At 43.0% G+C, this 24,761-nt stretch carries 26 protein-coding genes and 1 pseudogene; 5 read left to right on the top strand and 22 right to left on the bottom strand.

Going from position 1 to position 24,761, the window contains the following annotated elements:
• Positions 1–2 precede the first annotated feature (2 nt).
• The 5 genes from R7E78_RS09360 to R7E78_RS09340 all read right to left on the bottom strand — a co-directional run bounded on the left by R7E78_RS09360 (position 3) and on the right by R7E78_RS09340 (position 3,207).
• Positions 3–296, bottom strand: coding sequence for a hypothetical protein (locus R7E78_RS09360; RefSeq protein ID WP_014386850.1), 294 nt, complete (start codon positions 294–296; stop codon positions 3–5).
• Between the two features lie 10 nt (positions 297–306).
• Complete coding sequence (locus R7E78_RS09355; protein ID WP_014386849.1) at positions 307–780, bottom strand: hypothetical protein; 474 nt, start codon at positions 778–780, stop codon at positions 307–309.
• Between the two features lie 776 nt (positions 781–1,556).
• Positions 1,557–1,961 (bottom strand): hypothetical protein, encoded by a 405-nt coding sequence (locus R7E78_RS09350; RefSeq protein WP_014386847.1) that lies wholly within the window; start codon positions 1,959–1,961, stop codon positions 1,557–1,559.
• On the bottom strand, positions 1,951–2,340 hold the full coding sequence (locus tag R7E78_RS09345) for a hypothetical protein (protein WP_014386846.1): 390 nt from the start codon (positions 2,338–2,340) through the stop codon (positions 1,951–1,953). Before R7E78_RS09345 ends, R7E78_RS09350 begins: the two co-directional genes overlap by 11 nt.
• Positions 2,341–2,394: 54 nt before the next feature.
• Positions 2,395–3,207 (bottom strand): hypothetical protein, encoded by an 813-nt coding sequence (locus R7E78_RS09340; RefSeq protein WP_318057869.1) that lies wholly within the window; start codon positions 3,205–3,207, stop codon positions 2,395–2,397.
• A 400-nt stretch (positions 3,208–3,607) separates the two neighbouring features.
• On the opposite strand from R7E78_RS09340, the gene R7E78_RS09335 reads away from it, so the two are divergent.
• Positions 3,608–4,069: a hypothetical protein gene (locus R7E78_RS09335; RefSeq protein WP_014386844.1), complete on the top strand. Its 462-nt coding sequence runs from the start codon at positions 3,608–3,610 to the stop codon at positions 4,067–4,069.
• Between the two features lie 863 nt (positions 4,070–4,932).
• On the opposite strand, the gene R7E78_RS09330 is transcribed toward R7E78_RS09335, so the two are convergent.
• Both R7E78_RS09330 and mobI read right to left on the bottom strand, forming a co-directional pair.
• Positions 4,933–5,223: a hypothetical protein gene (locus tag R7E78_RS09330; protein ID WP_014386843.1), complete on the bottom strand. Its 291-nt coding sequence runs from the start codon at positions 5,221–5,223 to the stop codon at positions 4,933–4,935.
• A gap of 24 nt (positions 5,224–5,247) precedes the next feature.
• Positions 5,248–5,802 (bottom strand): conjugative transfer protein MobI(A/C), encoded by a 555-nt coding sequence (gene mobI / locus R7E78_RS09325; protein ID WP_014386842.1) that lies wholly within the window; start codon positions 5,800–5,802, stop codon positions 5,248–5,250.
• A gap of 472 nt (positions 5,803–6,274) precedes the next feature.
• Between mobI and R7E78_RS09320 the strand changes: the two genes are divergently transcribed.
• A complete protein-coding gene (locus tag R7E78_RS09320) occupies positions 6,275–7,252 on the top strand; it encodes a ParM/StbA family protein (protein WP_014386841.1) in 978 nt (325 codons plus the stop codon).
• Between the two features lie 13 nt (positions 7,253–7,265).
• Positions 7,266–7,541: a hypothetical protein gene (locus tag R7E78_RS09315; protein ID WP_014386840.1), complete on the top strand. Its 276-nt coding sequence runs from the start codon at positions 7,266–7,268 to the stop codon at positions 7,539–7,541.
• Between the two features lie 76 nt (positions 7,542–7,617).
• Here the strand turns inward: R7E78_RS09315 and R7E78_RS09310 are convergent, their stop codons facing one another.
• The 4 genes from R7E78_RS09310 to R7E78_RS09295 are packed head-to-tail and all read right to left on the bottom strand — an operon-like array spanning position 7,618 to position 9,635.
• Positions 7,618–8,145, bottom strand: coding sequence for a FlhC family transcriptional regulator (locus tag R7E78_RS09310; protein ID WP_342749706.1), 528 nt, complete (start codon positions 8,143–8,145; stop codon positions 7,618–7,620).
• Between the two features lie 37 nt (positions 8,146–8,182).
• Positions 8,183–8,788: a hypothetical protein gene (locus R7E78_RS09305; protein WP_014386838.1), complete on the bottom strand. Its 606-nt coding sequence runs from the start codon at positions 8,786–8,788 to the stop codon at positions 8,183–8,185.
• A 1-nt stretch (position 8,789) separates the two neighbouring features.
• On the bottom strand, positions 8,790–9,332 hold the full coding sequence (locus R7E78_RS09300) for a transglycosylase SLT domain-containing protein (RefSeq protein WP_014386837.1): 543 nt from the start codon (positions 9,330–9,332) through the stop codon (positions 8,790–8,792).
• A gap of 45 nt (positions 9,333–9,377) precedes the next feature.
• Positions 9,378–9,635, bottom strand: coding sequence for a transcriptional regulator (locus R7E78_RS09295; protein ID WP_032073043.1), 258 nt, complete (start codon positions 9,633–9,635; stop codon positions 9,378–9,380).
• Positions 9,636–10,337: 702 nt separating this feature from the next.
• On the opposite strand from R7E78_RS09295, the gene R7E78_RS09290 reads away from it, so the two are divergent.
• Positions 10,338–10,724, top strand: coding sequence for a hypothetical protein (locus tag R7E78_RS09290; protein ID WP_109320325.1), 387 nt, complete (start codon positions 10,338–10,340; stop codon positions 10,722–10,724).
• 50 nt (positions 10,725–10,774) lie between these two features.
• On the opposite strand, the gene R7E78_RS09285 is transcribed toward R7E78_RS09290, so the two are convergent.
• From R7E78_RS09285 to R7E78_RS09235, 11 genes and pseudogenes are all read right to left on the bottom strand, one after another.
• A complete protein-coding gene (locus R7E78_RS09285; protein ID WP_014386834.1) occupies positions 10,775–14,416 on the bottom strand; it encodes a conjugal transfer protein TraG N-terminal domain-containing protein in 3,642 nt (1,213 codons plus the stop codon).
• Positions 14,417–14,422: 6 nt separating this feature from the next.
• The gene (locus tag R7E78_RS09280) at positions 14,423–15,862 is read right to left on the bottom strand and encodes a conjugal transfer protein TraH (RefSeq protein ID WP_014386833.1); all 1,440 of its coding nucleotides are present in this window, start codon (positions 15,860–15,862) and stop codon (positions 14,423–14,425) included.
• Between the two features lies 1 nt (position 15,863).
• The gene (traF, locus tag R7E78_RS09275; protein ID WP_220769851.1) at positions 15,864–16,868 is read right to left on the bottom strand and encodes a conjugal transfer protein TraF; all 1,005 of its coding nucleotides are present in this window, start codon (positions 16,866–16,868) and stop codon (positions 15,864–15,866) included.
• A 119-nt stretch (positions 16,869–16,987) separates the two neighbouring features.
• Positions 16,988–17,782 carry a 3'-5' exonuclease gene (locus tag R7E78_RS09270; protein WP_318057876.1) on the bottom strand — a complete coding sequence of 265 codons (795 nt, stop codon included), beginning with the start codon at positions 17,780–17,782 and terminating at the stop codon, positions 16,988–16,990.
• A gap of 18 nt (positions 17,783–17,800) precedes the next feature.
• Positions 17,801–17,980 (bottom strand): annotated as a pseudogene (locus tag R7E78_RS09265) (UvrD-helicase domain-containing protein); the annotation flags it as partial.
• 100 nt (positions 17,981–18,080) lie between these two features.
• A complete protein-coding gene (gene tnpC / locus R7E78_RS09260; protein WP_181382975.1) occupies positions 18,081–19,613 on the bottom strand; it encodes an IS66 family transposase in 1,533 nt (510 codons plus the stop codon).
• Positions 19,614–19,672: 59 nt separating this feature from the next.
• Positions 19,673–20,026 carry an IS66 family insertion sequence element accessory protein TnpB gene (gene tnpB / locus R7E78_RS09255; protein WP_025794881.1) on the bottom strand — a complete coding sequence of 118 codons (354 nt, stop codon included), beginning with the start codon at positions 20,024–20,026 and terminating at the stop codon, positions 19,673–19,675.
• Complete coding sequence (gene tnpA, locus R7E78_RS09250; protein ID WP_004394070.1) at positions 20,023–20,343, bottom strand: IS66 family insertion sequence element accessory protein TnpA; 321 nt, start codon at positions 20,341–20,343, stop codon at positions 20,023–20,025. Before tnpA ends, tnpB begins: the two co-directional genes overlap by 4 nt.
• A 59-nt stretch (positions 20,344–20,402) precedes the next feature.
• Positions 20,403–20,894: a hypothetical protein gene (locus R7E78_RS09245; protein ID WP_318057868.1), complete on the bottom strand. Its 492-nt coding sequence runs from the start codon at positions 20,892–20,894 to the stop codon at positions 20,403–20,405.
• A gap of 56 nt (positions 20,895–20,950) precedes the next feature.
• Complete coding sequence (locus R7E78_RS09240; protein WP_014386830.1) at positions 20,951–21,502, bottom strand: DUF1566 domain-containing protein; 552 nt, start codon at positions 21,500–21,502, stop codon at positions 20,951–20,953.
• On the bottom strand, positions 21,502–23,139 hold the full coding sequence (locus tag R7E78_RS09235; RefSeq protein ID WP_046224259.1) for a DUF1566 domain-containing protein: 1,638 nt from the start codon (positions 23,137–23,139) through the stop codon (positions 21,502–21,504). Before R7E78_RS09235 ends, R7E78_RS09240 begins: the two co-directional genes overlap by 1 nt.
• Positions 23,140–23,489: 350 nt before the next feature.
• Here R7E78_RS09235 and R7E78_RS09230 point away from each other — a divergent pair, with 350 nt between their 5' ends.
• Complete coding sequence (locus R7E78_RS09230; protein ID WP_032073040.1) at positions 23,490–24,305, top strand: hypothetical protein; 816 nt, start codon at positions 23,490–23,492, stop codon at positions 24,303–24,305.
• Positions 24,306–24,761: the final 456 nt, after the last annotated feature.

Below are 24,761 nucleotides of genomic sequence, written 5' to 3'. Positions count from 1 at the left end.
CACTACACTCCAACTCCAATGACCTTCAAGACAAATAGGCATAGCATTGAATAGAAGGGGGTTAGCAGTAGAGATGCCATGACCATACCGAATACTCGTGCTGGCATTTTTTTAGCGTACATAACCATCCAAGGCATCATTGCACATAAGGCAGCGATCATTGCTCCACCAGCGCCAAGCTCAGGGAAAAGCACTGATTGGATAAGGATAAACAGGCATTGAGCATAGCCAGCTTGATTCAATGGCTTGTTACTAAGGTTTTCTTCACTTTTTTCTGGTGTTTGAGTTCTTTCCACATTTCGCTCCTTACGCCAACTCTGGTTCACCGAAGTATTGACGGTATAAGTCGTGATCATTCGCTAACAGACGCTTGACTGTGCTTTCATCAATCTCATTAATTGCCATGATTAGGATTTGGTCTTTCCCAATCACACTCATATCTACAGTGAACCAAGTGCCTCTGACCGATTTAGCAAGAATTTGTAGGTTCCAAGGCACTTTTATCTCGTTGGCCGCAGTGATGTTTGAAACCTTAACAACCGTTGCATCCTTCCCGAGCCAGCGTTTGTTATCAATGACAAGATCCATATTGTCGAACGCTGATTTGGCTGCTTTTTTGCGGATTTCTATGATGGAGTTTGAGCCTCCATTCTTGGCCGCAAGCCAAAGAACTACCCCTAATGCTGTACAGGCGACGATAGGTTTACCTGCAAGACCAGCAATTACTCCGCCGATAGATATCAGCAACATCATTGCTTTATTGATTCTTGTTAATGGCATAAGCCCTCCTTTGCCATGAGAGTAACGGATAAACAGCAAAAGCTTCTCACGGCAACATGCCCAATAAGGGCAACTGAGAACTCAATGAAACAATCCCTCACACGAACAGGACGTCTTTATTAGTCCTTGCCTAATAGCCTGATATTTGTAGTAGAGAGAGACGACTTTTTTTTCATTCAGTAACTTTGTTCTGATGTAACGAACCTTGTTCTTTCCGTCGGGCTGTGGGACAACCGTTCTAACGTACCCGTAATCGGATACCTCTAAGTTGTATTGATTTTTAAGAATCACTCGGTATACAGATAGCTGGATTACATCCGATTCAAAGATCCTGTTATCTTTCCTTAACTTGGTATCCAGAGGGATAAGGACTTTCTTTTTTGATAAAAAAACCTGATCAACTCTTCCATGCAGAGGTACAGGTAGTGTTGTTGCCACATCTTCTTCACAAAGAAACAGAGTTGCGTTTCTCAACTCTTTTGGCATGTTTTCTTCACTCCACCAGCTGAGCACCTCATGCAAATGCTTTTTCCGCCATAGGTCTACTTTGGCAATTAGAAATGGAGCGACAATCAGTGAAACTAACAACAAGACTATATTCATAAGATACTCTCGATTACTTTATAGTATCATTATATAGCCCCTTAAATATTTGTCACGTAGCCACTTAGGAAGTACTAAGCATTTAGGTTCGGTATGAGGGAAGGGGTAGCGTGAAAGACTTTTAGGGCAGGGAAGAGCCCCGTGTAGAAGGGGCTATTGCAGCTGGTGGAGCACTAGTGAAGCAAAGAGGGGACTTTCACATGTGAAAGTCTACCGTCAGACATCATATCTAAGGTGTCTACATCTAAATTTGAGTCTCTTAGCCCTTTTCCTTCGTAGACGATATCTGGTGTGCAGCTTGATTTAAATACGCCGTGGGGAATATGATCGAAATCCCCAAGCCACATTCTAAGTCTGAGATCAACGATGTAGTCTCCTGGCAATGTAATCCAGCAATGAGGGGTTACTACGTCTCCTGACGACTTTTCTGTTACATAGCCGAACATGCAACAGTGTTCAACGTTGGCTTGTTTCAGAAGATGGCTTACTAGATAAGTCATTCCATCACAGTCAACCTGACAGTCCTCCAACACAAACAGAACTGTTTCTAATTCAGAAAACCATTCCTCATTGATCATTTGAAAGTTCCTTTTTATTTATCTCATTCTCAAAAGGGTACGGCTTTCTTCTTTCCGCCAATTCAATGTCTGCTCCGCACTGTTTACATAACCCCTGTTCCTTTGCACAGCTGTCGCAGACTGCATCAGTAGCAGTTGAGCCGAACTGCATTGTTTCTTCGCAAACACCACAAGGTTTTGATGTTATCGCAGCTCCTCCTATTCGTTGAGAACGAGCGTAATAGCAACATAAACACAAATGCATGGACTCTCGTTTTTCCTTTTCGACGTCAGAGGTAATCCTTTCGGCAAGTTGGAGTATGTGCTGGATTTGTTCTTTAGCTCTTTTGTTTCTATATGAAATTGTTGAGCGTGTAATTTGTTCTTTCTGCTGCTGCATGTCTACCTCCTGAAAAAGGCAATCTCCCTAAGCAAAATGCTTGGGGAGAGCTAATTAGTTCTCTGGGTGTATGAACAATAGAGGTTCGCCATTGTCGAGTAGATAAGGCGTTTTAAATTTAGATTCACCTACCTGTATGTTCCCAGATGCTACGTAAACATAAGCCCAAGAGGGAAGTTTTCCGCTTACAAGTGAATATATTTTGTCGCTTGGGACATGGCTACCTTTGCCGGGAGTAACTCGGAATCGGTTGTAGTAAACACTGTGGTTTGATTCAAAAGCATACGAATCAATTTCATCGACTCCGACAAAGCTAGGGGCCTTTGCTTCGCGGGGCTCAAAGACTTCGGTTGCTATGTAGCAGAGATCCACATTTGTCATGCCTGGTTTGTATATGGGGCAACCGTACTCTTCACTGTGAAAGTAGAACTCTACTTTGCGTTCGGAATTGCCATTTGTTGCTTCATACTCTAATCCCATTTCTTCTAGCGTTGATTCAATGGCCGTTTTCATTTCAGACAAAAGTTTTTCTTGAGCATTTTTGGTGGATGACGCTTCGGACTTTGGCATCCATGCAATTACGCTGTTTCTGGATGTTGTGTCGGGCTGCTCTAAAAGAGAGGTGACAAGCCCCAATCCTAACCCTGATGTTAAATCTAGGTTCGCACCGAAGGAGGAGGTAAACAAAAGAGAGTTTGTCGCAGCGCTGCCTGCAAATTGCAAAGACTCGTAATTCTCTCTTGGGACGTATTTGTCACTTACATCGTACAATCCACCAGCCTGCGCGATGTTATATGCACGACTGTGTGATTCATCGTATGACACTGGTTGGGAAGTTGACGCACAACCAGTCATTATTACCGACATTATTGACACGCCTAAACCTATTAGTTTTCCATTTATCATTACCTAACTCCTAAGTTGTTTTTAGGTTGCTTTTGTGTTCCTTTAGTGAACAATGCAACTTTACCTTATCTATCAAAACACTACCTTAAAGGCACTTTGCTTTTCTTGACGGCATTCAATCTATTTTTATGCATACCCAGCATTCAATCTAAATGTCGTCTTTGGGTTGCTTTTCGATATTTCACATTGAAAAGCCAAGTCCGTTTTCGGTTTGCCTTTTAAGCTCATTATATGACCTTATAAAGATGATGCAATACACTAATTCACGGCTGGTTAAAGTAAATGTCAGTACGGTCGATTAAAGAAAATCAGTGTCCTATGCTTTTTATTGGACGCTCAGAATTGGCTTGGAGAGCCTTGTATGGAATTTGTCGTTATTACTTTCTTTGGATTAGCTATATCCACGCTGGTGGTGCAATACACTTCTCGGCGTACTAACGGAACAACGCTAAGTTATTCCCAGTCTTTTAAGGTCGTCTTAATTCGCAGTGGAGTGGCTGTGGGGGCTGGGTTTTTGATTGGTAGATTGTTCTCAGTAGCGATTTCAAAAGGCTTTCTGAATAAGGATGTTTTGATAGAACAACCTCTGGTTGTTGCAGGTATAGTTGCGTTTTGCGGCCTAGCTTCGTTCCTGGCATTTCAGTGGGGTTACTCAAAGATTTCCGGCAAACAGGTCTCTCTGTTGTCAGCTCTCAAGTTCGCAGTCAAAGAGATAGGGTACTTTATGTTACTGCTTGCTGGAGTGTTTGTTCTTTCGTTAGCTCTGTTTGGTATTGTGGAGGTTATGGCGAGTAATGGTTCTGAGTTGTCTATCCGGTCTTGATTCGATGTGTGATGTTATTTCGGTGCTCGGAAACATCACCAAACCGGGTTCTAATTCATTGATTAGCCTCTAGTGCTATTTATCTTCTTTGCTTTCACCAAAGCAGTTCCTATGGACCGAAGGAAACACAACTAGGTAGTACCAAGCATTACATAAATCCTTCGGTATCTTCAAGACATTCATATCTGCATCATTTTTTATGACGTTCATCGTATGGCGATAGTGAGCTGGATACCGCGTTTGCAAAGGTAATAAAGCTCGCAATACTTGAGAATAGAACTTCTGAGCTGGCCGCAAGGCAAGTATACACATTGATTTTCTGGATTAACGTAAGACCAGCAAGTGGTTTCGTTAACTCTAGGACCTGCACTGTTGGAGTCTTTTAGGTTGCTAATTGGTAGAGCTCCCTAATTTGGTTTTGGGGTAGGTTTGATATTGATTCATAGACATAAGGCGCGATCGGTTAACTGATCGGGTCTGTATGTTAATTGGCTTGGTGTGTTCTGGTGCGTCATTTGTGTTTTGTCACGCTATGTTCTGCTGTGACATTGTTAGAGCTCTCGTCTCGTTCGAATTTTACCTGGCAATCATGTTTAGTATCCGATTGGTGATTTGTAGAGGGCAGCGTTGTGTTTGGGGGTAATCACCTAATGGAAGTAAGCCGAGAGGATGTAAGCCATTATTTCGACTCTGACATTAAAACCTTTGCTGTGTCTCAATGCTGCTCTTAACAACGTGCAAATTCTGTGTATCAGTAAGGTTTGTTGTGAGGTGACAAATGATGTTTTTATCCACAGAAAAAGTGGATAAGTTTTGTACTAACACCAATTCCTCTGTGTCTTGTGAGTGCAAATTACCCTTGCTTAACTTGCGTATAAAGCTACTAGTGATAGCAATCCCATAGCGAACGCACCGCTTAAACATAGTTGCAGCACACGACGGCATTTAACTTGTTTGTCTGTCATAAAGCGCTGTGTGGCACTCTCATAGGAGAAGTGAGCAAATTCACCTCGCAATGTATCACTGGTTCCGTTAAAAGCGTTAGAGAGCTTTCTAGGCGCTCTCTCGTTGATCCTTTTACTCACTCGTGATCGTTTGATCATTTTTTCACATTTGCCTAATTTTGCCATTTCAGTGGCTGATACAGAATTCATGTTGGTCTCCTTGGTTCATTGTTCTTATAGTTCAACCTTTCGCTTATCAATAAGTTTTTCGTAGTCATTCAGAAGCCTACGGATCTTCATTAGTACATTTGAGCGTTGTCTTAGCACTGCGTAGTATTCTTCGGTCATTTTTATGGACTTGAACTCATCGTCAGTGGCTTTTTTGAATGCTGACAAGTCGTATTGATTGCCTGTCCCTTTCTTGAGGTATGTTGAATACACTTGGGATTTACCCCCCTTTGGATCTGGCTTGAAACGGTTTAAAAACCATTCGGCAGATAGGCTTCTTCCATTCATTCTTGCCCTAGTTCCGAATCGCCATTGATTATTTTCGTCCTCTTCTTCTCTGGCTATTCTGTTTGATGCCCAATGTACGTCTGCTCTTTTCTTTGCTTCAACGATAAGAACTTTCATCTCTTGCTCTAGTGCGGTTTGTATCTCTAGAACAAAGTCTCTTGATATTGCTTCAATGTCATCAAGGTACAGTTCAGATCTTTCATCCTCATTTTTGGGATCTAACAAAAGATCCCAGTCTATATTTGCCTTCTTACTGGTTTTATCCGTACTCATTTCTTAGGCTCCTGAGCTGGCTTTAGCGTGGCTAATAGCAAAATTCCTAACCAATTCCTATCCAAATACCTATCTATCTGGAGGATTTAACTCTTTTATCCAGATAGATAGGTACTCTCTTACGATAGCTCGTGAATTATTTTTGTCAACGCTCTATCTATCTGGATAATTTGTTACCAATATCCTAGATATTGCAATCTTTATGATTATGTATCGGTTTTATCCAGATAGATATAGGATTTCTACTCATAAATATTTCACTATACACCAGCGAGGTTATTAAAGAGTCTTGAGCAAATGCTTCGATTGTTGCTTTTTTTTGGTTTTTTTAATCGAAAAGCAATCTAAACGCCCCTTTTGGGCAATTGTGGAGGCGGTCTTGGTAAATGTCGTGATGTAAATTGTCTCTCATCGGCTGAATTGCATCTAAAAGCCATCTTGTGATTACTTTTTGATTTAATAGGAGTGGGGCATGTTTGTTCTTGGTCTAGATATTGGATACTCAAACTTAAAACTTGCATACGGAGAGAAGGGGGAAGAGCCTAAGGTTGAAGTTCTGCCTGTAGGCGCTGGGCCAGCAGAGCTTATGCCTCAGCAGTTAATGGGAGGCGCGTCTAATTGTATCCTGGTGGACATAGACGGAGAAAAATGGGTCGCTGGGGTAGAGCCAGATCGATTGCAGGGTTGGGAAAGAGAGTTACATGGTGATTATCCCTCAACCAAATCGTATAAGGCTTTATTTTTAGCTGGCTTACTTTTGAGCGGACGTTCAGAGATTGATGTTCTTGTAACTGGTCTTCCTGTTGATCAGTTTATGGATAAGTCTAAGAGAGATGCACTTGTTGAACGTCTTACTGGTGAGCATCAAATTTCACCTAAAAGAAAGGTGCTGGTGAAATCAGTTGTAGTCGTGCCTCAGCCTGCCGGAGCGTATATGGATGTGGTTAGTTCTTGCGATGATGAGGAACTGTTAGAAATCATAAATGAAGGTCGAACAGTTGTTATTGACCCTGGGTTTTTTAGTGTTGATTGGGTCGCTCTCGAAGAGGGGGAGGTACGTTATCAATCTTCTGGTACGTCTCTGAAAGCAATGTCTATTCTTCTACAGGAACTAAATAGACTAATACAAGAGGACTATGGTACGGGACCTGGATTAGAAAAAATCGAAAAAGCTATCCGCTCGAATAAGAAAGAATTGCTTCTACACGGTTCGAAAGTTCCTCTTAGTGAGTACTTCGATAAGGCTGCGTCTAAGGTTGCTCCAAATGCATTAACGCCTATGAAGAAGTCTATGCGTGAAGAAGGTATGGCTGCTGATGCTGTGTTGCTTGCTGGTGGAGGAGCTTCGGCTTACAAAGAAGCTGCAAAAGAACTGTTCCCTCATTCAAAGGTTGTGGTTCCTTCCAACGCAGTGGCATCGAATGCTCGTGGTTTTTGGTTCTGCGGCTAGTTAAGGGGGACATATGGCTAGTAGTGATTGGGATGGGAAAATTAGTAATTTCAAAGTCTCAGAGCAGGCATTTCCCGAGCTTTATCAAGAGCTATCTCAAATGCATCATAAGGAACGTTGTGACCGTCTTAGATGTTTAGCTATGTTAGGTATGTATGCTCTTAGAGGTGGGGCAATGACTACAGTCCAACACTTTAGCCCTCCACTTGAAGAGCAGGTTGAAGAGAAAAATAATAAGTTAGACAAAGCTAGGAATGGGTTGAAAGGTAAATTGCTGCAAAGTGTATGACGCAGATTGTAAATAGAGCGTTGTTCCAATAGAAAAGGGGTGAGAAATCTCACCCCTTTTTTAATCAATGAGCAAATCAAGCATAAGAATAGTTGCTTTCATGGGTGAGCGATTCTTCTTCATTTTTTCCGCTACATGCTTGGTTTTTACAGAAAGGGCAATCCACACTTGTTCTTTGATTAACTGATGTGAAGTAGTTGCACTTGCAGCTATGACAAGTTTCTATCATAGCTTCACCAGAACGCAGCTCTTGGGCTAAACACCACGCATCGGTGATGTCGAGCATCTGCCAACGAGTTCCTTTCATTCCAGGCGTCTCATTTCTAATAGCGCAATACATTTGGTAAGCCACATGGAGTGCATCAATGTTTATTGAACGAAGGGCCGCTTCGCCAGCTATATTGTAATAAAGCTGCATCAATAGAGACGCTTCAATCTTTGATGTATGGCTATGAATCAAAGTTGCACCTCCACGCGCAGTTCTACTCTTCCTGCAAATTTCAAGACCTTCATCTTCTAGCTCTTTGTACATTCTACGTACTTGCTTGTAGGTAAGTCCTGTTTCTACCATGATGATCTTGGTAATGTATCCAGCCAAAGCCATGTTCCTAGCCGATATCCATCGGGCCAAAGAGTTTGAATTACAACTCATTGCCGCCTCCCGTTGTAGTTATAGATTGTTGATGCTTCTTTAAAATGAGGTGTGTAACCCTTTGTTCGTCACTGTCCAGAATTTCTCTCACCAGCTCAGGTGAAAACCTGATCGAAAATGGCATGTCCTGGCTACATGCTAAGTTTCTTAGTTGATTATCAGAGGCTTGAGATACGATTTTTGTAAGGTTGACTGAGACCCCGAAAGTTTGCGCTGCAATATTAATGTCTTGCTGTGACACTTTTCCCATAAGCAGCCAATATGCAGCCCCAAATCCAGAGTCAGAAGAAGGCGTCAAACAAATTTGATCGAAGGATTGCTCCAAGTGTGAGATATAGATTTTTTCTGGCGAGGAAAGCTTAAAAGAAAGGATTACACCTGATGATAAGAGCTCTAATTGATGCTTTGTAGCATCCGCAAGTGCTTCCACTGTTTCCAGTGGAAGAGAAAATTGCTCCGAGACTTCTCGTGGGTGGATTTCTGCTAGGTGCTTCAACAATGTCCATAAAGACAGATCAAATTCGTAAACATTTCTATCAGCCTGGGATTCACTAAGAGAGGCAATATTCATATTGTAAGAACATGAGTAGTCCATCCTAAATGCCCTCAGTATCCAAGTTTCTATAAATGGCAAGGATTCGACTGCCGTAATTTCTTGCTCTAGCTTCATCAGACCAGGTGTAATAACGACCGATGCCTAGCTCCAAATCTCCAGGAGCGGACGAAATGCACTGGGCTAAGTAACCAGCTCCGACGTCAACGTTTTTAGCAGGGTCCAAGAGCTCATCTGGAGAACTTACTTTATCTCCATGCCAACGCAGATTGATTTGCATCATACCTACGTCAACATTTCTTCCGTGCTGAGCGAGAAGTGCATCGAGTTTTAACTTGGCTGATTCGAGAGAGGTCTCGTAATGAGGACCACCTTTGAGTGTCCTTAATGCCCAAGGCCAAGGGCTAATGTTTCCATCACCTCGACCTGTAGCTGACTCAGCCAACGCAACAGAGTACAAAAGCTTCGCTTCTACACCGTGTTTTATTGCTGCCTTTTCGAATACTGTACCAGTTAAGTCAATCGCGTTTGCTACGCTAGACATCCCGAGCAACGTAATTGCTATAAACTTCTTGACCCTTGCCATATATGAAAACCCTTATTTTCCTAGCCAGTCCTTCGGGGTGATCCCTTAAACTTTCAATTTTTCTTTTGGTAATCCGTCTTCGTATCTTTCCGGCCATATCTCAGTAGGCTTTTTGTTTAACGCTTGTGCGATAACGTACTCCCAGCGCGGGGACGGTTCGTACAAAGTGTTAGAAAGTACTTGTCGAGATGTTTTGTGCTCCCTTGCCAGGGATGCCAGGGATTTCCCTTGTATCTTTAATTGATACTTTATCCAACTGCGTTTCTGTTCTTCGTTTTGGGGAATTTCGCTATTCAAATACATCCTTTGTCTCTCTATTACCAAACTCTTTTTAAAGTTGCTTTCTTGTCGTTTGTTGACATTTCTTGACGTATTATGACCTTATTTATAGGATCATAAAGTGAGCCTATCAACAGAAAAAAACTTTAAAAATAGTTTTATCTTGCGTGGTAACGTTTTTTGCAGTAAGCGAATTGAAATTTGAAGTTTAATTTTTATGCAGGTGCTTTTGACCTGCTAGAATTTTATGCCCAGTTGGGTTGGAGTCATGGGCTATAGGCGTACCATTCGGGGGAGTGGTACGAAGAGGCAGAGTACCAAAAAGGAATGTACTCTACGTGTGTGTAGTAAGCTAAATAAGGTTTAGGAACCGAGCGGGCGCTGGTTCCTAATAAATTCACAACTAACCCTAAGGGTGATTCTTATTAATACTCTGACTTGCAGATGGGATCAGATGCAATTGCAACCATTACATTTGACCGAATAGGGTGCATTTTAACCACTAATAAAATTATAATCAACTGATTTCACAAATGGTTCTTTATTATATTTAGCGTATTCATCACATTTTTGCTGAGTGAAAGTCACATTTTTCATATTTTTCTATATGAAGATGGCGTTATAGGCACTTTCACATGTGAAAGTGAGTAGTAGAAGACGGATTCATGGTTGCATTATTTGATTCTGTGTTATATTGGTATTATGAAATTCGTTGAGGGTAAGAGCATGAAGCATGTCATTAATATTATCGGTTTGTTTCTGTTGCTGCTGGGGTTTGTTATGGCAGCGGATACTGCTTGGGGATGGGCTTTGATGTCTGTTCCTGTAATGTACTGGACGTTGGGGTTTGTGTTATTGGTTCATAAAAGTCCATTTGCAGCGATTGTTTTCTGGTCTGCTGTCGCATACATACAGTGGCAAGTAGCATTGGTAGCAATGATGGCTTTTATTCTTTTCGTTGGGATGCGCGCTGTTTATTCTGGTGGTGTTAATAAAATAGGAACTGGGAGATGCGCAAAGAAAAAACGACACAATCCCGCTACAGGTTTGCCAATGATGGGCCACAAAGGTATGGATGTAGATTCAAATGGTAATCCTTTTAATACCTTCTAAATAAAAAGGAGCACTTGGTGCTCCTTTTGGATTCGGGTGAAAGGGAAGAATTAATCGAATTGCTGATTTGCAATGTTGTAGCCACGAACGGCAGTAAGATAACTTCCTGATCTATCTCCAGCGTCACCTGCATTTTGTAAAACATTCACAAGTTGGTCTGTAAACTCTTGGTTTTGTTGAGATAAAACAGGGCTGCCATCTTCATTCATCATTACTGAACCATTAGCATCAGTTTCAGCATACTGCATTTTTAAGTTGTTAACAGCTTGACTCATTCTATCTTGGTTAGTATCAAAAGATTCAGCATAAACAGCCGCTTGTTCGTTTGTTAAACCGTATCTCGATGTCCCGAGCTCAGCCATAGTTTGCTTGAATTCATCTCCATATTGTTCCATGAAATTAGCTGCTGCACTACCGCCAGCTTCCGCTGCCGACGCTGCCGCTGCTGCGTAGAATGCCCCTCGTTGTTCTAAGCTCATTCCTTTAGCTGCTTCTGAGAGATCCGACTCTCCCGTTAACCACTCTTTGGCTGCGTTGTAACCGCTAGCTGCTGCGCCAATAACATTACGACCTAATTTTGCCGCTGCAACTGCCATTTCTCCGCCAAAGCCGTACTCTTCGGATATATAGTCGTCACCACGTTGAGTCGCTTCGATAAACTGGTCCCTTTGTTCTGGTGTCATGGTTCGCAACTGATCCATTGCATTTGAAAAATCGCTCGCTGTCGCCTGTCCACCAGCTACTGCTGCACCACCAACTTGCTCAGCTCTTCGAGCCAACCAGTCTCCAGTATTGTCTACTGCCCCCCAAGTGGAAGCGCTCCATGACATATCCGGCAAAGCATTGAGCATATTATTTCTTGCTTTTTGCTCTTCTGGGCTAGAAACAGCTCGGTTAGTCTGATTTGCAAGATTGCCTAATTGTTGGAGGTTTGCATCATGTTCGCCAGTTACCGGAGTAACAGGAGGTGTTGGTGGCGTTTCTGTTACCGGAGCTGTGCCAGACGTACTGATTGTGTTCTCCCTAAAATTGGAAGGTAAAACAGGACCGCTTCCAACGTTGCTGCCAACTGTCTGCCCTAAATTCTCTGGCACAGTCGGAGGAGTGAGGCCGCTGTACTGTAGAGGGTCGCTTTCAAATCCGCTATTTCTCCCGGTAGCTAAGTTGATTGCACTAACAGCAGCTTGGAAGCCTCCAACTTGTTGCCCTGGCTGATAGTTGTTGGTATTTGTCATAGCTGTCAGTCTAGCTGCCGCTTTAGCTACACCTGGGTCCATGCCATAACCACGATATCTTTGTTCGAGATTTGCCGCTTCTTTTCGAACTGAGTCCGGTGCATTTTGATAATGTTGGTTGAGGTAATCCATTGCTTCTGGCGAGCGAGCGACTTCGCCACCCAATGTTTTAAAGTCGCTATTTGTCATCGAGCCCATAGAGTTTTGCAATTGATCCATTGTTGTATATGCATTAGTGGCAGAAACAAGCTCTTGTGCAGACTTAGATAGATTTTGAGATAAATTATCACCCCATGACTGTTTAAAGGATTCGCCACCTTGTCTATTAATGCCATGAGCTAATTGATTGGTAAGTGCCTGAGAATCAGTCTTCCCCCATGAAACATTTTTCATGAATTGCGATACATCACTGGCAGACCATGTTGACGTATCTGTTGCAGACGATTCCGTTTTTCCCTGGGCTTGAGCAGTTAGACCTACAATATCACCACCACCGCCTTTGGCTCCATCCTCTTGAGAAGGTATAGTTGCCAAACCAGTTCCTTTGGAGGGACCTTTAACTGCATTTTTTACTGCTGCACGAGCGGTGCCCATCAGTGGCATTACCATTGCCGCAGCTTCTTTTACATCTAAAGAGCCTGTAGCCTGCATTGCGAACGCGCCTTTTACAGCATCGGCATGTTGATCATCAACTTGAAACTTATCCATGAAGCTTTTAGCTTGTTGATTAACCAACTGGCTTTGTTGAGTGTTTTGTGAACCGATTGTTCGGCCAATGCTAGAAAGACGGGAGTATGCTTGGTCTTGTGATACGCCATGAGAAAAACCTCGGCCAAGGGTGTCTGAGAATGCTTCTGACTTCTGGCTTTGTACTGCCCTTGCTGAGCTAACCCCGCTTCCAATAGATGAGCCAAGAGAAAATGAACTGATCATGCTTTCCGCTCCTGTTGCCATCGTCCCACTAAATTGGTTGTGGTTATATGCAGGTTGACTGTTCATTACTGGGCCTTGATTCAAAGCGTCAGGCGACTGAATTTTCTCATTGACATGATCAGAACCGTTAACCCTGTTAGCTAGACTGGTAAATGCGTATGTTGATCCTGTCACTATGAATAGTGAAATAATAGGAGTGGCTGCTGCTAACATTCCCCCCGTAGCGATCCAGTTCTGTAGAATGTCTCCTGTTGAGGATAATGCATACATTGAGTTTAAGCCTGGTGTAGACAGGCTTGCCATTTCATTAGTCGCTGCTGTATGAATGAATAGGTTTGTTATAGATAGAACTGGCATCCATAGCTGTATCCAGAGAACCGTTTGGAAGTATTTTCCTGCCAACGTCATTCCCATTGAACCCATAACGATGATAAAGCCCATTATAGGAGTTATCGCGTAAACAAAACCTTCAAAGAACGTTAACATCGGTCTGACGACTGACATGAACATAGATTGCTCTGCTGCCCATTGAGTGTTTCGCTGTTGAATCGCTTGGTTAATCATCAATGCAGAACCATAGTCTTGAAGGTCCTGGTATCGTCCGGCAGCTGCTTCATAATACAAAGGCTCTAGTAGAGCGACTTTTGTATATTCTACTGCTGAGGTGGAAATTGCTCCTACTGCTTGTAATGAGTCAGCTATCTTTGTTAGAGCATTTACACCTGTATAGGTAGGATCTACACCAAGTAGATTGTTTAAAGCGTTATTTACATTGGACCCACTTAGGTTATTTAATGCCCCAACAATGCCAACCCCCTCAGCTGTAGACCATGCCTCACTACAAGTAAAATCACCACCATCGGGATTCGACGCGTTTAGATATACACGCGTTCCGTATAGTGAAGAATTGAATTGTAAGGCTTGATCTAAAGGGAGTGTTAGAAGCTCATCTAAGCTCATCAGGTTGAGATCTACTTTTGTTAGCGTACATTCTCTAATGTAATTAGAAACTGAGCGACGAACATCAACATAGCCACCACCTTGCTCTTGGTTTAGGGCTGTAAAAATAGCGCTATCGTACACACCGCGTCTTACATCATTCAGTAGCTTGAGTGTTTCAGAAAAGTGAGTTTCAGTAACATTGGGTACGATAATGCCGTAACCAGTCTCAAATAATTTTGTTAGGGTGTAGCCAACATTCGATATAACACCTCCGGCAAAGCCTATACCAATCGGCACGTTTGCCACAGGACGAACTTGCCCGGTGTAAGCATCTTCAATCTTGACTAATGAAGTCGGTACGAAGAAGCAGGCGTATAGTAGCCACCCCATAAAAATTTGCTGAATATTGATCTGTTTTGCCCCTTGGAAAACAGATTGAACGGTTATCATCACTACACCAATAAGCAACCCAACACTGACCATCTTGGTGAAGTCATTGGTCCCCGTGATCATGGCTACAGCAATTAATATCTGCTCAAGAAATGCTGAGTCGCCAATGGAGTAAATAGTAAATTCAGGCATGAAGTTTTACTCCTTTGTTCTTGGTGCTTTAGTTAGCGTCGATAACATATATTTTTGCTTTCGAACGTTATTTAGGAGGTTGTTGTACTTTTCGATTTGAGAAGAGAGATCTCCATATTGAGCTGTAAGAATTGAGTATTCGGCTCTCATGTTGGCTTGAGATTCACGTAATACTTCCAACGCTTGCTGTTTATAAGGACTATCACTGTTTGATATAGCAATAAATGCAGCTCTGAAAAGCTCATTAGTAAATGAATACATCATTGCTAGAGAAATCGCTCCAGACGACTCTGAGGCAAATAACATTGCAGAGTCTTTAGATAGAACAGAAAGATTTCGGATGATTGCACCTATACCAACAGGTAAGCTAGCTAAAAAGTTTTGCTCGCTAGTTGATAGTGTTCCAGCATTACTAGCAAACTTGAAAATAATACCTGTAGATGTACTTGAACCAATAAGCATATCTTCAATTTGGCTCTTTATGCCTGTGATGTTGACGGTTTTAACACCGCCACCAGTTGCCCCAGCGCTTAGGCAATTTTCAGTATCTGAACCACATGAGTATATTTCAACGTTACTACCAGTGATTAGATCTGAAATTTGGATTTTATTGCCAGGTAAAGTGGTGATTGGTGTCGTTTTTTCCGTAATACTTGCGTGTGAATCATTAACAATATCACCGATTATTACTGTTCCCGTCACAGACATTATGGCTTCTAGTAATGTGTTGTCTCCGTATGTGAACCATGCGTTTGCATTATTTTTCTTCAATTGCTTCCAGATGATATTACCAATCATTTTCTTGTACTCATCTGGGTTGTTTGATTTCAATTGTTCGAGTGGTGTAGAACCGCCTTGCTCTTGCTTAGATGAGAATACATCGTCAAACAGACCCGTTGTGGTAGCTGTAATGGAAGCGTCAGTTTTGTGTTTAACATCGAATGAAGAGGTAGCGTCATTTACGATACCTTGTGCAAGTTGACAAGAATTACCCAAATATTGGTTTAATTGTTGTATTTTCTTTTGGAAGTTTTCTATCCATTTTGCACCATCAGGAAAGACGTTATCCAATGCTAATTGGAATGCGTATCCCTTTGCATTTGCAGCTACCGAACGCAGCAAAGTGACGATTTGTTCTGCGTTAACAAAGCTCAATGAGCCCCCAAATAGGTCAACACCACCACAACCAGCTTTCCATGATGGAGGTGTGAATGACACTAGGTTTTCATTAAATATGCGTGTTTTCGTGGTGTATCGACCACCAGCCAGAACCCCTCGACGCTGTGTTTCAAATACACCTGGTTGAGTGACATTGCTCATTTCATTGAAAAGGGCGTCCATTTCAGACTTTAAGCCGTTAGCTGTAGATATACTCGGTACTGTCCACAGAACGGATGCTACGCAAATAGCGAGAGCTTTCTTCCGCAGCTTGTTCTTTCTGAACATCTTATTTCTCCTTAATTTTTTCGCGGATGAAGTCCATCAATTGTTCCGGCGGGATATAGTTCCCTTTATCATCCGTCATGATTTCTTCTAAGGAAGCCTCACCTGTTTTATCGGTAAGAATTTCCGCAATGTTGTTGTCGGTATTAACCAGTGCTCTTGTTTTGTTGAATTCGTCATCACTGATCCAACCTGCTCGGCGAGCAGTAACTAGAATTCGATTGGCTGTATCTGGAAGTGACATTACCCCTTGCCCAACAGGAGCAAAACTCCCATCTGGTGAAGCTAAGAATAAAGCTGGGTAGGTGACGACACCTAGCTGTTCGGCATGGCCGTTATCTACTTTGAACTCGGGGAAAATGTTTCCTGGGAAAGGGGTGCCGTCAGAAGATACTGCCACGACAGTAAATCCATATCCTTGCTCAAGCATTTTGACTATTGGAGCCTGTATTTCGCACATTTCGCAGTTTGGCTGGTAGAAGAAAAATAGACCCACACGACTTGCTACAGTCCCAAGTAATGTCTGCCTTTCCTTCCCAGCCTTACTATCTACTTGCTGAGATGCGAACGTGGCATAAGGTCTTCTGGACACTTCATCAAGATAAGGATCACCTAAAATAGCCAGTTCATATGCATCTTGCGCTTGTTCTGAACGATCCATTGCGAATCGCTGCATGTAAGCAAAAGCTTTAGCGTTCTCAATGGTTGGGTTATCCCACCAAGCATCTTTGTATTTAGGTAAGTTCTCTCTAAACCACGCAGCAGAAAAATATTCAGGTCCTTCACTCTGGGCCATCTGTTCTTGCTCAGGAGGTGGTGGGGGAGGTTGCACTGCTACTGGCTTAGGTTTAGGTACTTCTTTTTCTTCTGGCTCGACTTCATAGAAAAACCATCCTTCCGCCTTTCTATCGTAAAAGCCGGGCCTACTGTCTTCTGCTACGGAGATATTTGGCATTGAGGCTATCAATGCCAGCGCTAAAGTAGCTTTCTTTAAAGTCTTGTTGTTCATGTCACCACACATATTTTCCCATTCAGGCATATGGTAACGGGGGGGAGGATTAAGGAATGCATCTGAAACCTCCCATTTAGGGCAATTAGGGGAGGTTTTATTGTTGTATTTTTGGTCGATTAGGCTGTTTTTATGTGTTCTGACTGATTGTTAGTTGCTTCTTCCTGCTGAATCTTTTCAAGTTGACGCTTATGGGTGATGTACCTGATCACCATTTCCACTGAAGCGTTAAGCGCAAGTGCTCGCATGGCTCTCGTGCTTGCAACGTAAAGTAGATTGATCTCATCATCCCGTGCCTCAGGTTCTAGCTCGGGGTCCAAAACGTCAGGGAAGTCATCAAATAGTTGGACATAATCCCACTCCAGTCCCTTTGCTCTATGACTGGTAGACACAGTGACATTTGCAACCAATTCGTCTTTTACGGTGTTAAGGCGTAATATCGCAAGATGTTCAGGAAGATCTTCGTAGGCTTCGATAATTGCCATCGCTCTAAACATCTCGTTGTCTTGAGTCGCACGAGCTATCTCGGTGAACTCTTGATAGTCCTCATAATCATTAAGTATCTGCTTGTTTCTGACACGTTCTCTTTCTTCACGTGAGAACCAAAAGATATCTTCCAGATAGTCGATTTGGTAAGACTCTATACCACCAGCCCAGAAAACTTTATGTCCCGCACCTGTGTAGCCCAAAGCAGTTTGAATAACTCCCATTACCGTGCGGTGTAACACAGCATGATGCCCGATATTTTGAGGTAGCATCATAAGAACCTGATCTTTAGCTCCGCGCCCAATTACCGGCTTGGTCTCTCCTTTTAGTTCGAGAAGGGCATTAGCAACCATCGCTACATTAGGCCCAAATCGGAAACTATGTGTGAGGTAGAGTTGATCTGCGTTCGAGAAGCGGGGGTTATTCATCGCATCATTTGCACCTCTGAAACGATAGATTTGCTGGTGGACGTCTCCAACAAGAATAGTCCTTGAGCGCTGCCTAATTACAATGTCACTAGTTACTGGGTTAGCGTCCTGTGCTTCATCAAAGAGGATTACCTGGTATCTCAATGATAAATTGGGGTGAGATAATTGGTACAGCTTTAAGTATCCATCATGAACCATAGGGAAAGGATCTTGAGGTTCACACATCCTCTTCCAAATATCTTCTGCACTTTGAACGACTTCTATTGTATCCGCGCCATGAACCCACGGGGCGATATTGTTAGTGTTTGAAGTTCCAAGGCAGGAGTGCATCGATATCAGGTTCCGCTTTCGCTAACTCCTGCATGCACTTGACCATGTAGTCGTAAACGATAAGGCCGTTGGCTTTCGCTGTCTCGACGATACTGTAAAGCATCGCGCTCGCTTCAGCTCCATTGGGATTGGTCGAGAAGAGCCAGTTCTTTCTCCCAATAACCAGCGGTTTTATTGCGCGTTCAGCTCGGTTGTTGTCTATCGATAAGTGACCGTCATCGATATAGCGGGTGAGCTTCGGCCACTGACCGAGCGTGTATTTTATTGCTTTACCCAGCGGGCTAGACTCAAGCACTTTCTGAGTTGTTATCCATTCATAAAGCTCATCCAGTATCGGCTTAGCATGCTCTTGGCGCTCTGCTTTCCGTTTTTCGGCACTGGCACCTTTTAAGCGTGATTCTATTCCATAAAGCTTCTGGATTTTGGCCAACGCTTTATCCGCTTTACCTGACTTGCCTTTGCCTTGAAGCTTTTTCGCCTCCATGAACTTGCGCCGAGCATGCGCGAAGCAACCGACATTGGTGACGAGATGAAGCCCATCATAAACACCATAGCCATCGGTTTGCAGATACCCATCATAGTCGCCCAAGAAGGCAACGGGGCACGCCCTCGCGCGACTGTTTTGATAGTCGTACAAGACGATATTTTTCACATTGGGGAGTGCGGCATCTGGCGAGTCTGCGCCCGAGCAGTAGAGCCACATGTAACACTGTTTATCTTCTTTGAGGACATTGAGCGGCGTTTCATCCGCCTGAATCACCACTTGCTCAAGTAGGTGCGCTTTCAAGGCCGCGTAAAGCGGGGCGAACTTCTCACTGACTTGGATAATCCACCTTGCCATCGTGGTTCGTGAGAGTTCGATACCCGACTGGGTAAACAACGACTCTTGTCGATAAAGTGGCATCGCGTATTGGTATTTGCCGAGGATGATATTGGCCAACAAGCTTTCTGTGGCGAAGCTCTTCGGGATAATGCTTTGCGGCGCTGGCTTTTGAACAATGCGGCTGTTGTCCTGAGTTTGCTCGCATTGGCGGCAAGCATATTTAGGACGAACATATTCCAACACTTTGAGTACCGCTGGCGTGAACTCAAGCTTTTCACTGCGGTCTTCACCGATTTTATGCAGACTATGTTGGCAGCAAGCGCACTGCTTTTCATCGTCGTCTAAATCGAGTTCGATAACCTCACGAGGCAAGCTCTTTGGCAGTGGTCTGCGTTTACCGCGTTTCTTCGTTGTGATGGTCGTTGTGACAACGTCAACCTCTTCTTCTTTAGCAGCTTCACACTCCGCTTCGTTGAAGAGGTCACCTTGGGATTCATTGTAAGGCTTTAACGCCTCCGAGCGTTTAGCGAACTGACGGTCGAAGGCAAGTTTGAGCTGTTCAAGCAGCGATTGGCGCTCTTGTTTCAATTGGATTTCTGACGCCAACAGCGCTTTCACCATCGCTTGTAGCTCGGCAACATCTTGGCTTTCTGGGTTGATATTTGGCGTCTTTTTCATGGCATTTATTATACTAAAATCATGCCGTTAACGCTTGGTAGATAAGACTATATTATCGATTAAGTCATTGTAAAATCTTCTATTTTAACGGGTTTATGGCCGATAATCGTGAAGCCTGAAAGCAGCCTATCAAGCTCGAAATGAGTCAGGGTAAACACGTCATTTTTCTCTTTGGAAGGCCATTTATATTTGGCTTTTTCAAGGCGCTTGTACCAAAGAGCAAAGCCTGTTTTATCCCAGTACAACACTTTGACTTTATCGCGCTGTTTGTTGGTGAACAGGAATAGTGCACCGCTGCCCAAGGGCAAGTCGGTGTCATTTTCGATAATCGCAGCGAGGCCGTTGATGGACTTTCTAAAATCGACGCTTTCGCGATAGAGATAGATTTCGGGAGCACTGAGCATACGTTTCATGACAGCGCACCGATAAGTTCTGCAAGATAGGTCGCTGGCGTGCCTTGTGGGATGCTCAGTTCAACATCATTGACGAGCAGTGTCATATTGGCAACGGCAAGGTGAGTGGCTTGATACTTTGTGGTCTTTTCAACGACTTCTGCTTTAACAAAGCCAACCGTGTTTGGTTTTTCGATGTGCTTTAACTGTTGGCGCTTAGCGTAAAAAGTGGAAAGGCTGAGGCCGTTACGTTCACAGAATAATCGTTGTGATAGTTGGCTGGATTCATAGCGTTCGAACAGGGTTCGCCATTCTTGGTTAGTGCGTCGTTTGGCCATTTCAAATCTCCTTTGCTGCTTTGGGTTGGAGGTTTGATCTTATTATTCGGGCTAGACGATTAGAATGCGGGGTTTATGATGCGCTTACCTTCTATTACGTATCTCTCTTGCTTTGTTGTTAGTAGTAATCCAGTATCTGCTCTTTCGAAATGGTCATACAGAATTTGGTCATCTGCGCTGCACATAAATGCATTTAGCGTATCCAGGCAGTCTCTTGCAAGAGTCCAGTTTTTTGTGTTTAACGCTTGTGCTATATCGGTCAGGCGAATGTTTCCCACTAATTTGTGCGCAAACATACGTCCAACAGATGCGAATGCTAGTTGATGAGAGGTTTTGCACGTAACATTTCGGGGAAACTTTTCCGCAGCTTCATCTCTTATCGCTCGGTTGTACGCGATATACAGCATTCTTAGGCGAGGATTAGCAAGAGCATATTTGATGAGGGTTGTTGTCTTTCCCGTGCCAGCATAGGCCCTAACTATCAGTTGGTTTCCTTGATAGTTGGTGATTCGGGCTTGCTCTGGGGTATCAGGTGGTAATGTTTTGTTCATCGCGTGTACTTCACTATGGGAACGCCCCAGAATAAAATCCGGGGCTTACGATGGAATTAGTTGGACGTTTCTTTAAGGTCACGAACTAGCCGCAGATATATATTAGATTGTGCTAACGATGCGAACTCAGTTCCTTCATTGAAATCAATAACTCGCGCTTTCAACTGAGGGTTAACCTTGCTGTCAGGAGTGTTTGACCAATAAAGTACTTTTGGGGTGCTTTTGAATACCTCCAATCTGATCGCAGGAGCTGAGCATGACCTTTCGACAATGGAACCAAGCTCTTTAATGTTGGGTAGTCTCCAGTCAGAGTACCCTAGTAAATTGCTGCTGTTAGCGTCGTCCACAGCTAGTAACGCATCAGACCAAGTAGGAAATGATTTTAGAGTTCCAATGCAGTTATCGGCACTATATCTTTGTCCCATAGTGCAAGTGGTCCACATCAAGCCTGTTGCGGCGTCAGTAACTGTGCCGTCTTTATGTACTGTAAATTGCTCTATATTGGTGGTGGGAGCGATAATATCTGACTTACAAGTCTGTGCGTAAGTTTGAGTTGATATCCCTACAAGACAAAGAATGCTTGCCGCAACGGTTAGTTTGGACTTCATCACTGTTTCCCTCCTCTTGCTAAACGAATGCTCGCCGAGTTGCTTTGTTTATGACACAACTTAGCTTGTCCATTGCTTGAGTCCATGCACCATGCTGTACCTTCACCATTTGAACTCGGGGTTCCAGACCAAATCGGTGCGCCACCTTCGTAGTTATAGAAATAGTCGGTATCGAGCAGTGTTTGACTGTTTTCATAATTGGCAATAGAACGTAGCTCTTCAATGGAAGGTAATCGCCAATCTTTATAGCCACAAACGGCTAGCTCGTTGGCCGCACGAATGTAGTCATCGGTACTACATGATGTGACTTTTACATAGCCAGCGTTATCTGTCGTAGGGAACGCGCATTGTGCCTTATCGTGAACAGGAGCATTACGGTTTTGGAATTCTAGTGAAGCGCCACCAGCACTGCCACCGTCATTAGTTCTATCTTTGCTGTACCAGGTGTATAGGTAGTTTTTAGCTTGCCAGTTTTGATGCCAGTGATAATAAGGGTAAGGAACATAATCCTTTGAGCTTGGGTTTCTGCTGGCACGCCAAGCATCATTTACTAGGGCTTTGAATTCTGCTTCCGAAAGTGAAGATGGAATATCAGTAATTGCATCACCTTTGTTTTCCCAGACGATCCCTGTTCGGTTATCCAAGACACATGACCATGCCGTCGCTGTATGAGGAAGGTGGTTTCCGGAAACGTCTAATTTTGTAAAAGAGAAACCTGCATAACCATCTAAGTAGTTTGGTGAGTCAGTATCAGCGCCAAATTCAGCATCTTGCCCAGGAAGATCATTAGGTGCGCCTTGGGCATCGAAGTCATTCCCATTTACATATCTGGTGACGCCAGTATCGTTTAACACTAAGTCTCCAAGGATAATAACACTGGTCTCAAACTGTTTGCTGAGTGTGGCATTGTTAGCCTCGGTAAGTTTAATTTTTATTGTTTCACCGCCTTCGGGAACGTCATCTTGAACAATATTTAACTCAAGAAACTGCTCAGTAGTTCCAGCCGGGAAAACAATAGTGCTGTCACTGATGACACTATAATCTTGGCCGTTAATAGCTAATCCACTGAGTTCGTAACTGACGCTTACATCTTTTCCTGATGAAGTGTTTAGTTGTAGCGGAATTTTAACGCGACCACTTCCTTCTGATGTGGTTCTGATTTCTGAGGTAAATGATATTTCTGGAGAGGAGTCATCATTGGTGATTGTTACGGTAGCAGTATCTCTCTCTATGCTGGAGGCACCAGAAACATCGAAAATTTGAACGGAGAATGTTTCATCATATTCATCCTTTACATCACCAATGATAGGGATGATCAAATCAACCCGAGTAACGCCATCTTGAAGCTCAAATTCTCCAACAGTTTCCAGGTAATCTTGATCTGATAATGCAGTTCCAGGGGTAGTTCGGTATTTACCTTTAATTACACCATCTTTACCACCGCTACGAGTAACACGCACTTTGGCATCACTGTTACCTGAATTTCCTTCTTTTATCGAGATGTTATCAATTTTAATAGAGCCAGATTTTGTTCCTGGGTTGGTGTTTGTATTGGAACTACTTCCTCCATCTTCTCCACCGGAACCACATCCGCTTAATGCTGCAATCAAAGCAATTGCCAATGCTGAACGTTTCATTAATGTATTGCCCTCTTTAATTAGACCTGTTTGAGGTTTCCAGTCTAATAGGGTAGGTGCATAGATTATGACTCTGTATCAGCCCATTTTGGGCAAATACGTCGCAAAGGTTAGAGACTTCGTGTAATGGTCCATTTTGGGCAGTTTGGGAGTGGAAAAATGGAGTAACGAAAAGGAAAATCTAATCGTCAATTTGGTTTCGCGCTGAAAGATGCTCAAATCTCTGACCAGTCCTTCGACTAGACCGCCCTGTGAAAAAGGTGTTTTTATCTAAACCAATATGTTTCGTGTAAACCGGAGCGATGTTAGGTAATCAGGGCATCCTATAAACTCGCTCTATTGGAGTTGACATGAAAAACCTATCTAATGACGTAACTTTTGCCTCTAAAGAGGCTGCAAATTCATTTGCTGATAACCTTTCCTCAGTTTTGAAACAAGACCATAGCATCTCGCTCAAACCAATAAAACTGCTTCACGCCACGGCTAAATGTCTCGGGTATAAAAACTGGAATCACTGGTGTGGCTCTGCATTTAGCTCCAAATCTGATCTCATGTATTTATCAGGTGATAATGGGGATGATGAATTCTTTGTTTCTCATGAGGAGCGCACTCCAATTCAGTTCTTAGATGCGTCTTGTATTGATGAAGTTAGAGCTAACGATAGCGAAATAGCTTATTTATGTGGTAGTAAGGTGCTGTCTACACTAGAAAAAGCTATCGAGCATATGAGGCCGGATGACGAGTACGACTTCCATATCGAAAACTATGGAGGTGTGATCCATTCATTTGTTGTTGCCAAGCGTTTTATGATGACTCACGAAGAGATCGCGGAGCGAGCAAAGTTATCCATTTTATCGCAATTAAAGCGTGAACCTGATTCTTATGAACTGAAAAAACAATCTCAGCTTGATTATTTTGGGGTCTATGATAACCCTCGTCTTAATACACTTTACTACCGTCTCGATAATGCCATTGGTGCTTTTTTTAATGAGGAACTGGAGCACAGCATTGGCTTTCACTATTTTTCTCCCGTGGAGCAATTCGCTTACTTTGATAGTGAAGGCAATCATAAGGTAATGGATCGAGATGAGCTTATGGAATTTTTAAGTTCTATTGAAGGAAACATCCCTGTATTGGCTGGTGTTTACAGACCTCTCTTTGGATAGGCTCCACTATCAAATTGCGTAATTACCAACCATCCGGAAATTCCGGATGGTTGGATTTTGAACAGATGGATTTTGGTTCCCTCATCTATGAGGGAACCAAATTTATGTGTGTGAATGTATCAGTTCTCTGCCTGATTGCCCTCAACGGGCAGTTCTACAGTGTGTCATTTGATATGTACTTGCTATCATTCTGGGGTCATTACGATTTCGCGCTGAAATATGCTCAAGTCCTTGACCAGTCTTTTGACTAGACCGCCCTGTGAAACAGGTGATTTTATCTTTGCAAATGTCTAACCGTGTTAATGCAGATTCATTTAACTGGGGGCTTGGCACTGATGAATCCCCTAATGATTTTTATCAAAATCATTAAGTTAAGGTAGATACACATCTTGTCATATGATCAAATGGTTTCGCCAAAAATCAATAATCAGACAACAAAATGTGCGAACTCGATAT

The organism is Vibrio sp. YT-19(2023), from assembly GCF_033337395.1.
The sequence above is the reverse complement of the archived record's forward strand: the minus strand, read 5'-3'. Positions and strand labels throughout refer to the sequence as shown.

Bases quoted from the DNA above. Each gene is read 5' to 3' on its own strand.
- R7E78_RS09355 (WP_014386849.1), bottom strand. From the start codon at position 780: ATGCCATTAACAAGAATCAATAAAGCAATGATGTTGCTGATATCTATC.
- R7E78_RS09350 (WP_014386847.1), bottom strand. From the start codon at position 1,961: ATGATCAATGAGGAATGGTTTTCTGAATTAGAAACAGTTCTGTTTGTG.
- R7E78_RS09345 (WP_014386846.1), bottom strand. From the start codon at position 2,340: ATGCAGCAGCAGAAAGAACAAATTACACGCTCAACAATTTCATATAGA.
- R7E78_RS09340 (WP_318057869.1), bottom strand. From the start codon at position 3,207: ATGTCGGTAATAATGACTGGTTGTGCGTCAACTTCCCAACCAGTGTCA.
- R7E78_RS09335 (WP_014386844.1), top strand. From the start codon at position 3,608: ATGGAATTTGTCGTTATTACTTTCTTTGGATTAGCTATATCCACGCTG.
- R7E78_RS09330 (WP_014386843.1), bottom strand. From the start codon at position 5,223: ATGAATTCTGTATCAGCCACTGAAATGGCAAAATTAGGCAAATGTGAA.
- mobI (WP_014386842.1), bottom strand. From the start codon at position 5,802: ATGAGTACGGATAAAACCAGTAAGAAGGCAAATATAGACTGGGATCTT.
- R7E78_RS09320 (WP_014386841.1), top strand. From the start codon at position 6,275: ATGTTTGTTCTTGGTCTAGATATTGGATACTCAAACTTAAAACTTGCA.
- R7E78_RS09315 (WP_014386840.1), top strand. From the start codon at position 7,266: ATGGCTAGTAGTGATTGGGATGGGAAAATTAGTAATTTCAAAGTCTCA.
- R7E78_RS09310 (WP_342749706.1), bottom strand. From the start codon at position 8,145: ATGGCTTTGGCTGGATACATTACCAAGATCATCATGGTAGAAACAGGA.
- R7E78_RS09305 (WP_014386838.1), bottom strand. From the start codon at position 8,788: ATGGACTACTCATGTTCTTACAATATGAATATTGCCTCTCTTAGTGAA.
- R7E78_RS09300 (WP_014386837.1), bottom strand. From the start codon at position 9,332: ATGGCAAGGGTCAAGAAGTTTATAGCAATTACGTTGCTCGGGATGTCT.
- R7E78_RS09295 (WP_032073043.1), bottom strand. From the start codon at position 9,635: ATGTATTTGAATAGCGAAATTCCCCAAAACGAAGAACAGAAACGCAGT.
- R7E78_RS09290 (WP_109320325.1), top strand. From the start codon at position 10,338: ATGAAGCATGTCATTAATATTATCGGTTTGTTTCTGTTGCTGCTGGGG.
- R7E78_RS09285 (WP_014386834.1), bottom strand. From the start codon at position 14,416: ATGCCTGAATTTACTATTTACTCCATTGGCGACTCAGCATTTCTTGAG.
- R7E78_RS09280 (WP_014386833.1), bottom strand. From the start codon at position 15,862: ATGTTCAGAAAGAACAAGCTGCGGAAGAAAGCTCTCGCTATTTGCGTA.
- traF (WP_220769851.1), bottom strand. From the start codon at position 16,868: ATGAACAACAAGACTTTAAAGAAAGCTACTTTAGCGCTGGCATTGATA.
- R7E78_RS09270 (WP_318057876.1), bottom strand. From the start codon at position 17,782: ATGAATAACCCCCGCTTCTCGAACGCAGATCAACTCTACCTCACACAT.
- tnpC (WP_181382975.1), bottom strand. From the start codon at position 19,613: ATGAAAAAGACGCCAAATATCAACCCAGAAAGCCAAGATGTTGCCGAG.
- tnpB (WP_025794881.1), bottom strand. From the start codon at position 20,026: ATGAAACGTATGCTCAGTGCTCCCGAAATCTATCTCTATCGCGAAAGC.
- tnpA (WP_004394070.1), bottom strand. From the start codon at position 20,343: ATGGCCAAACGACGCACTAACCAAGAATGGCGAACCCTGTTCGAACGC.
- R7E78_RS09245 (WP_318057868.1), bottom strand. From the start codon at position 20,894: ATGAACAAAACATTACCACCTGATACCCCAGAGCAAGCCCGAATCACC.
- R7E78_RS09240 (WP_014386830.1), bottom strand. From the start codon at position 21,502: ATGAAGTCCAAACTAACCGTTGCGGCAAGCATTCTTTGTCTTGTAGGG.
- R7E78_RS09235 (WP_046224259.1), bottom strand. From the start codon at position 23,139: ATGAAACGTTCAGCATTGGCAATTGCTTTGATTGCAGCATTAAGCGGA.
- R7E78_RS09230 (WP_032073040.1), top strand. From the start codon at position 23,490: ATGAAAAACCTATCTAATGACGTAACTTTTGCCTCTAAAGAGGCTGCA.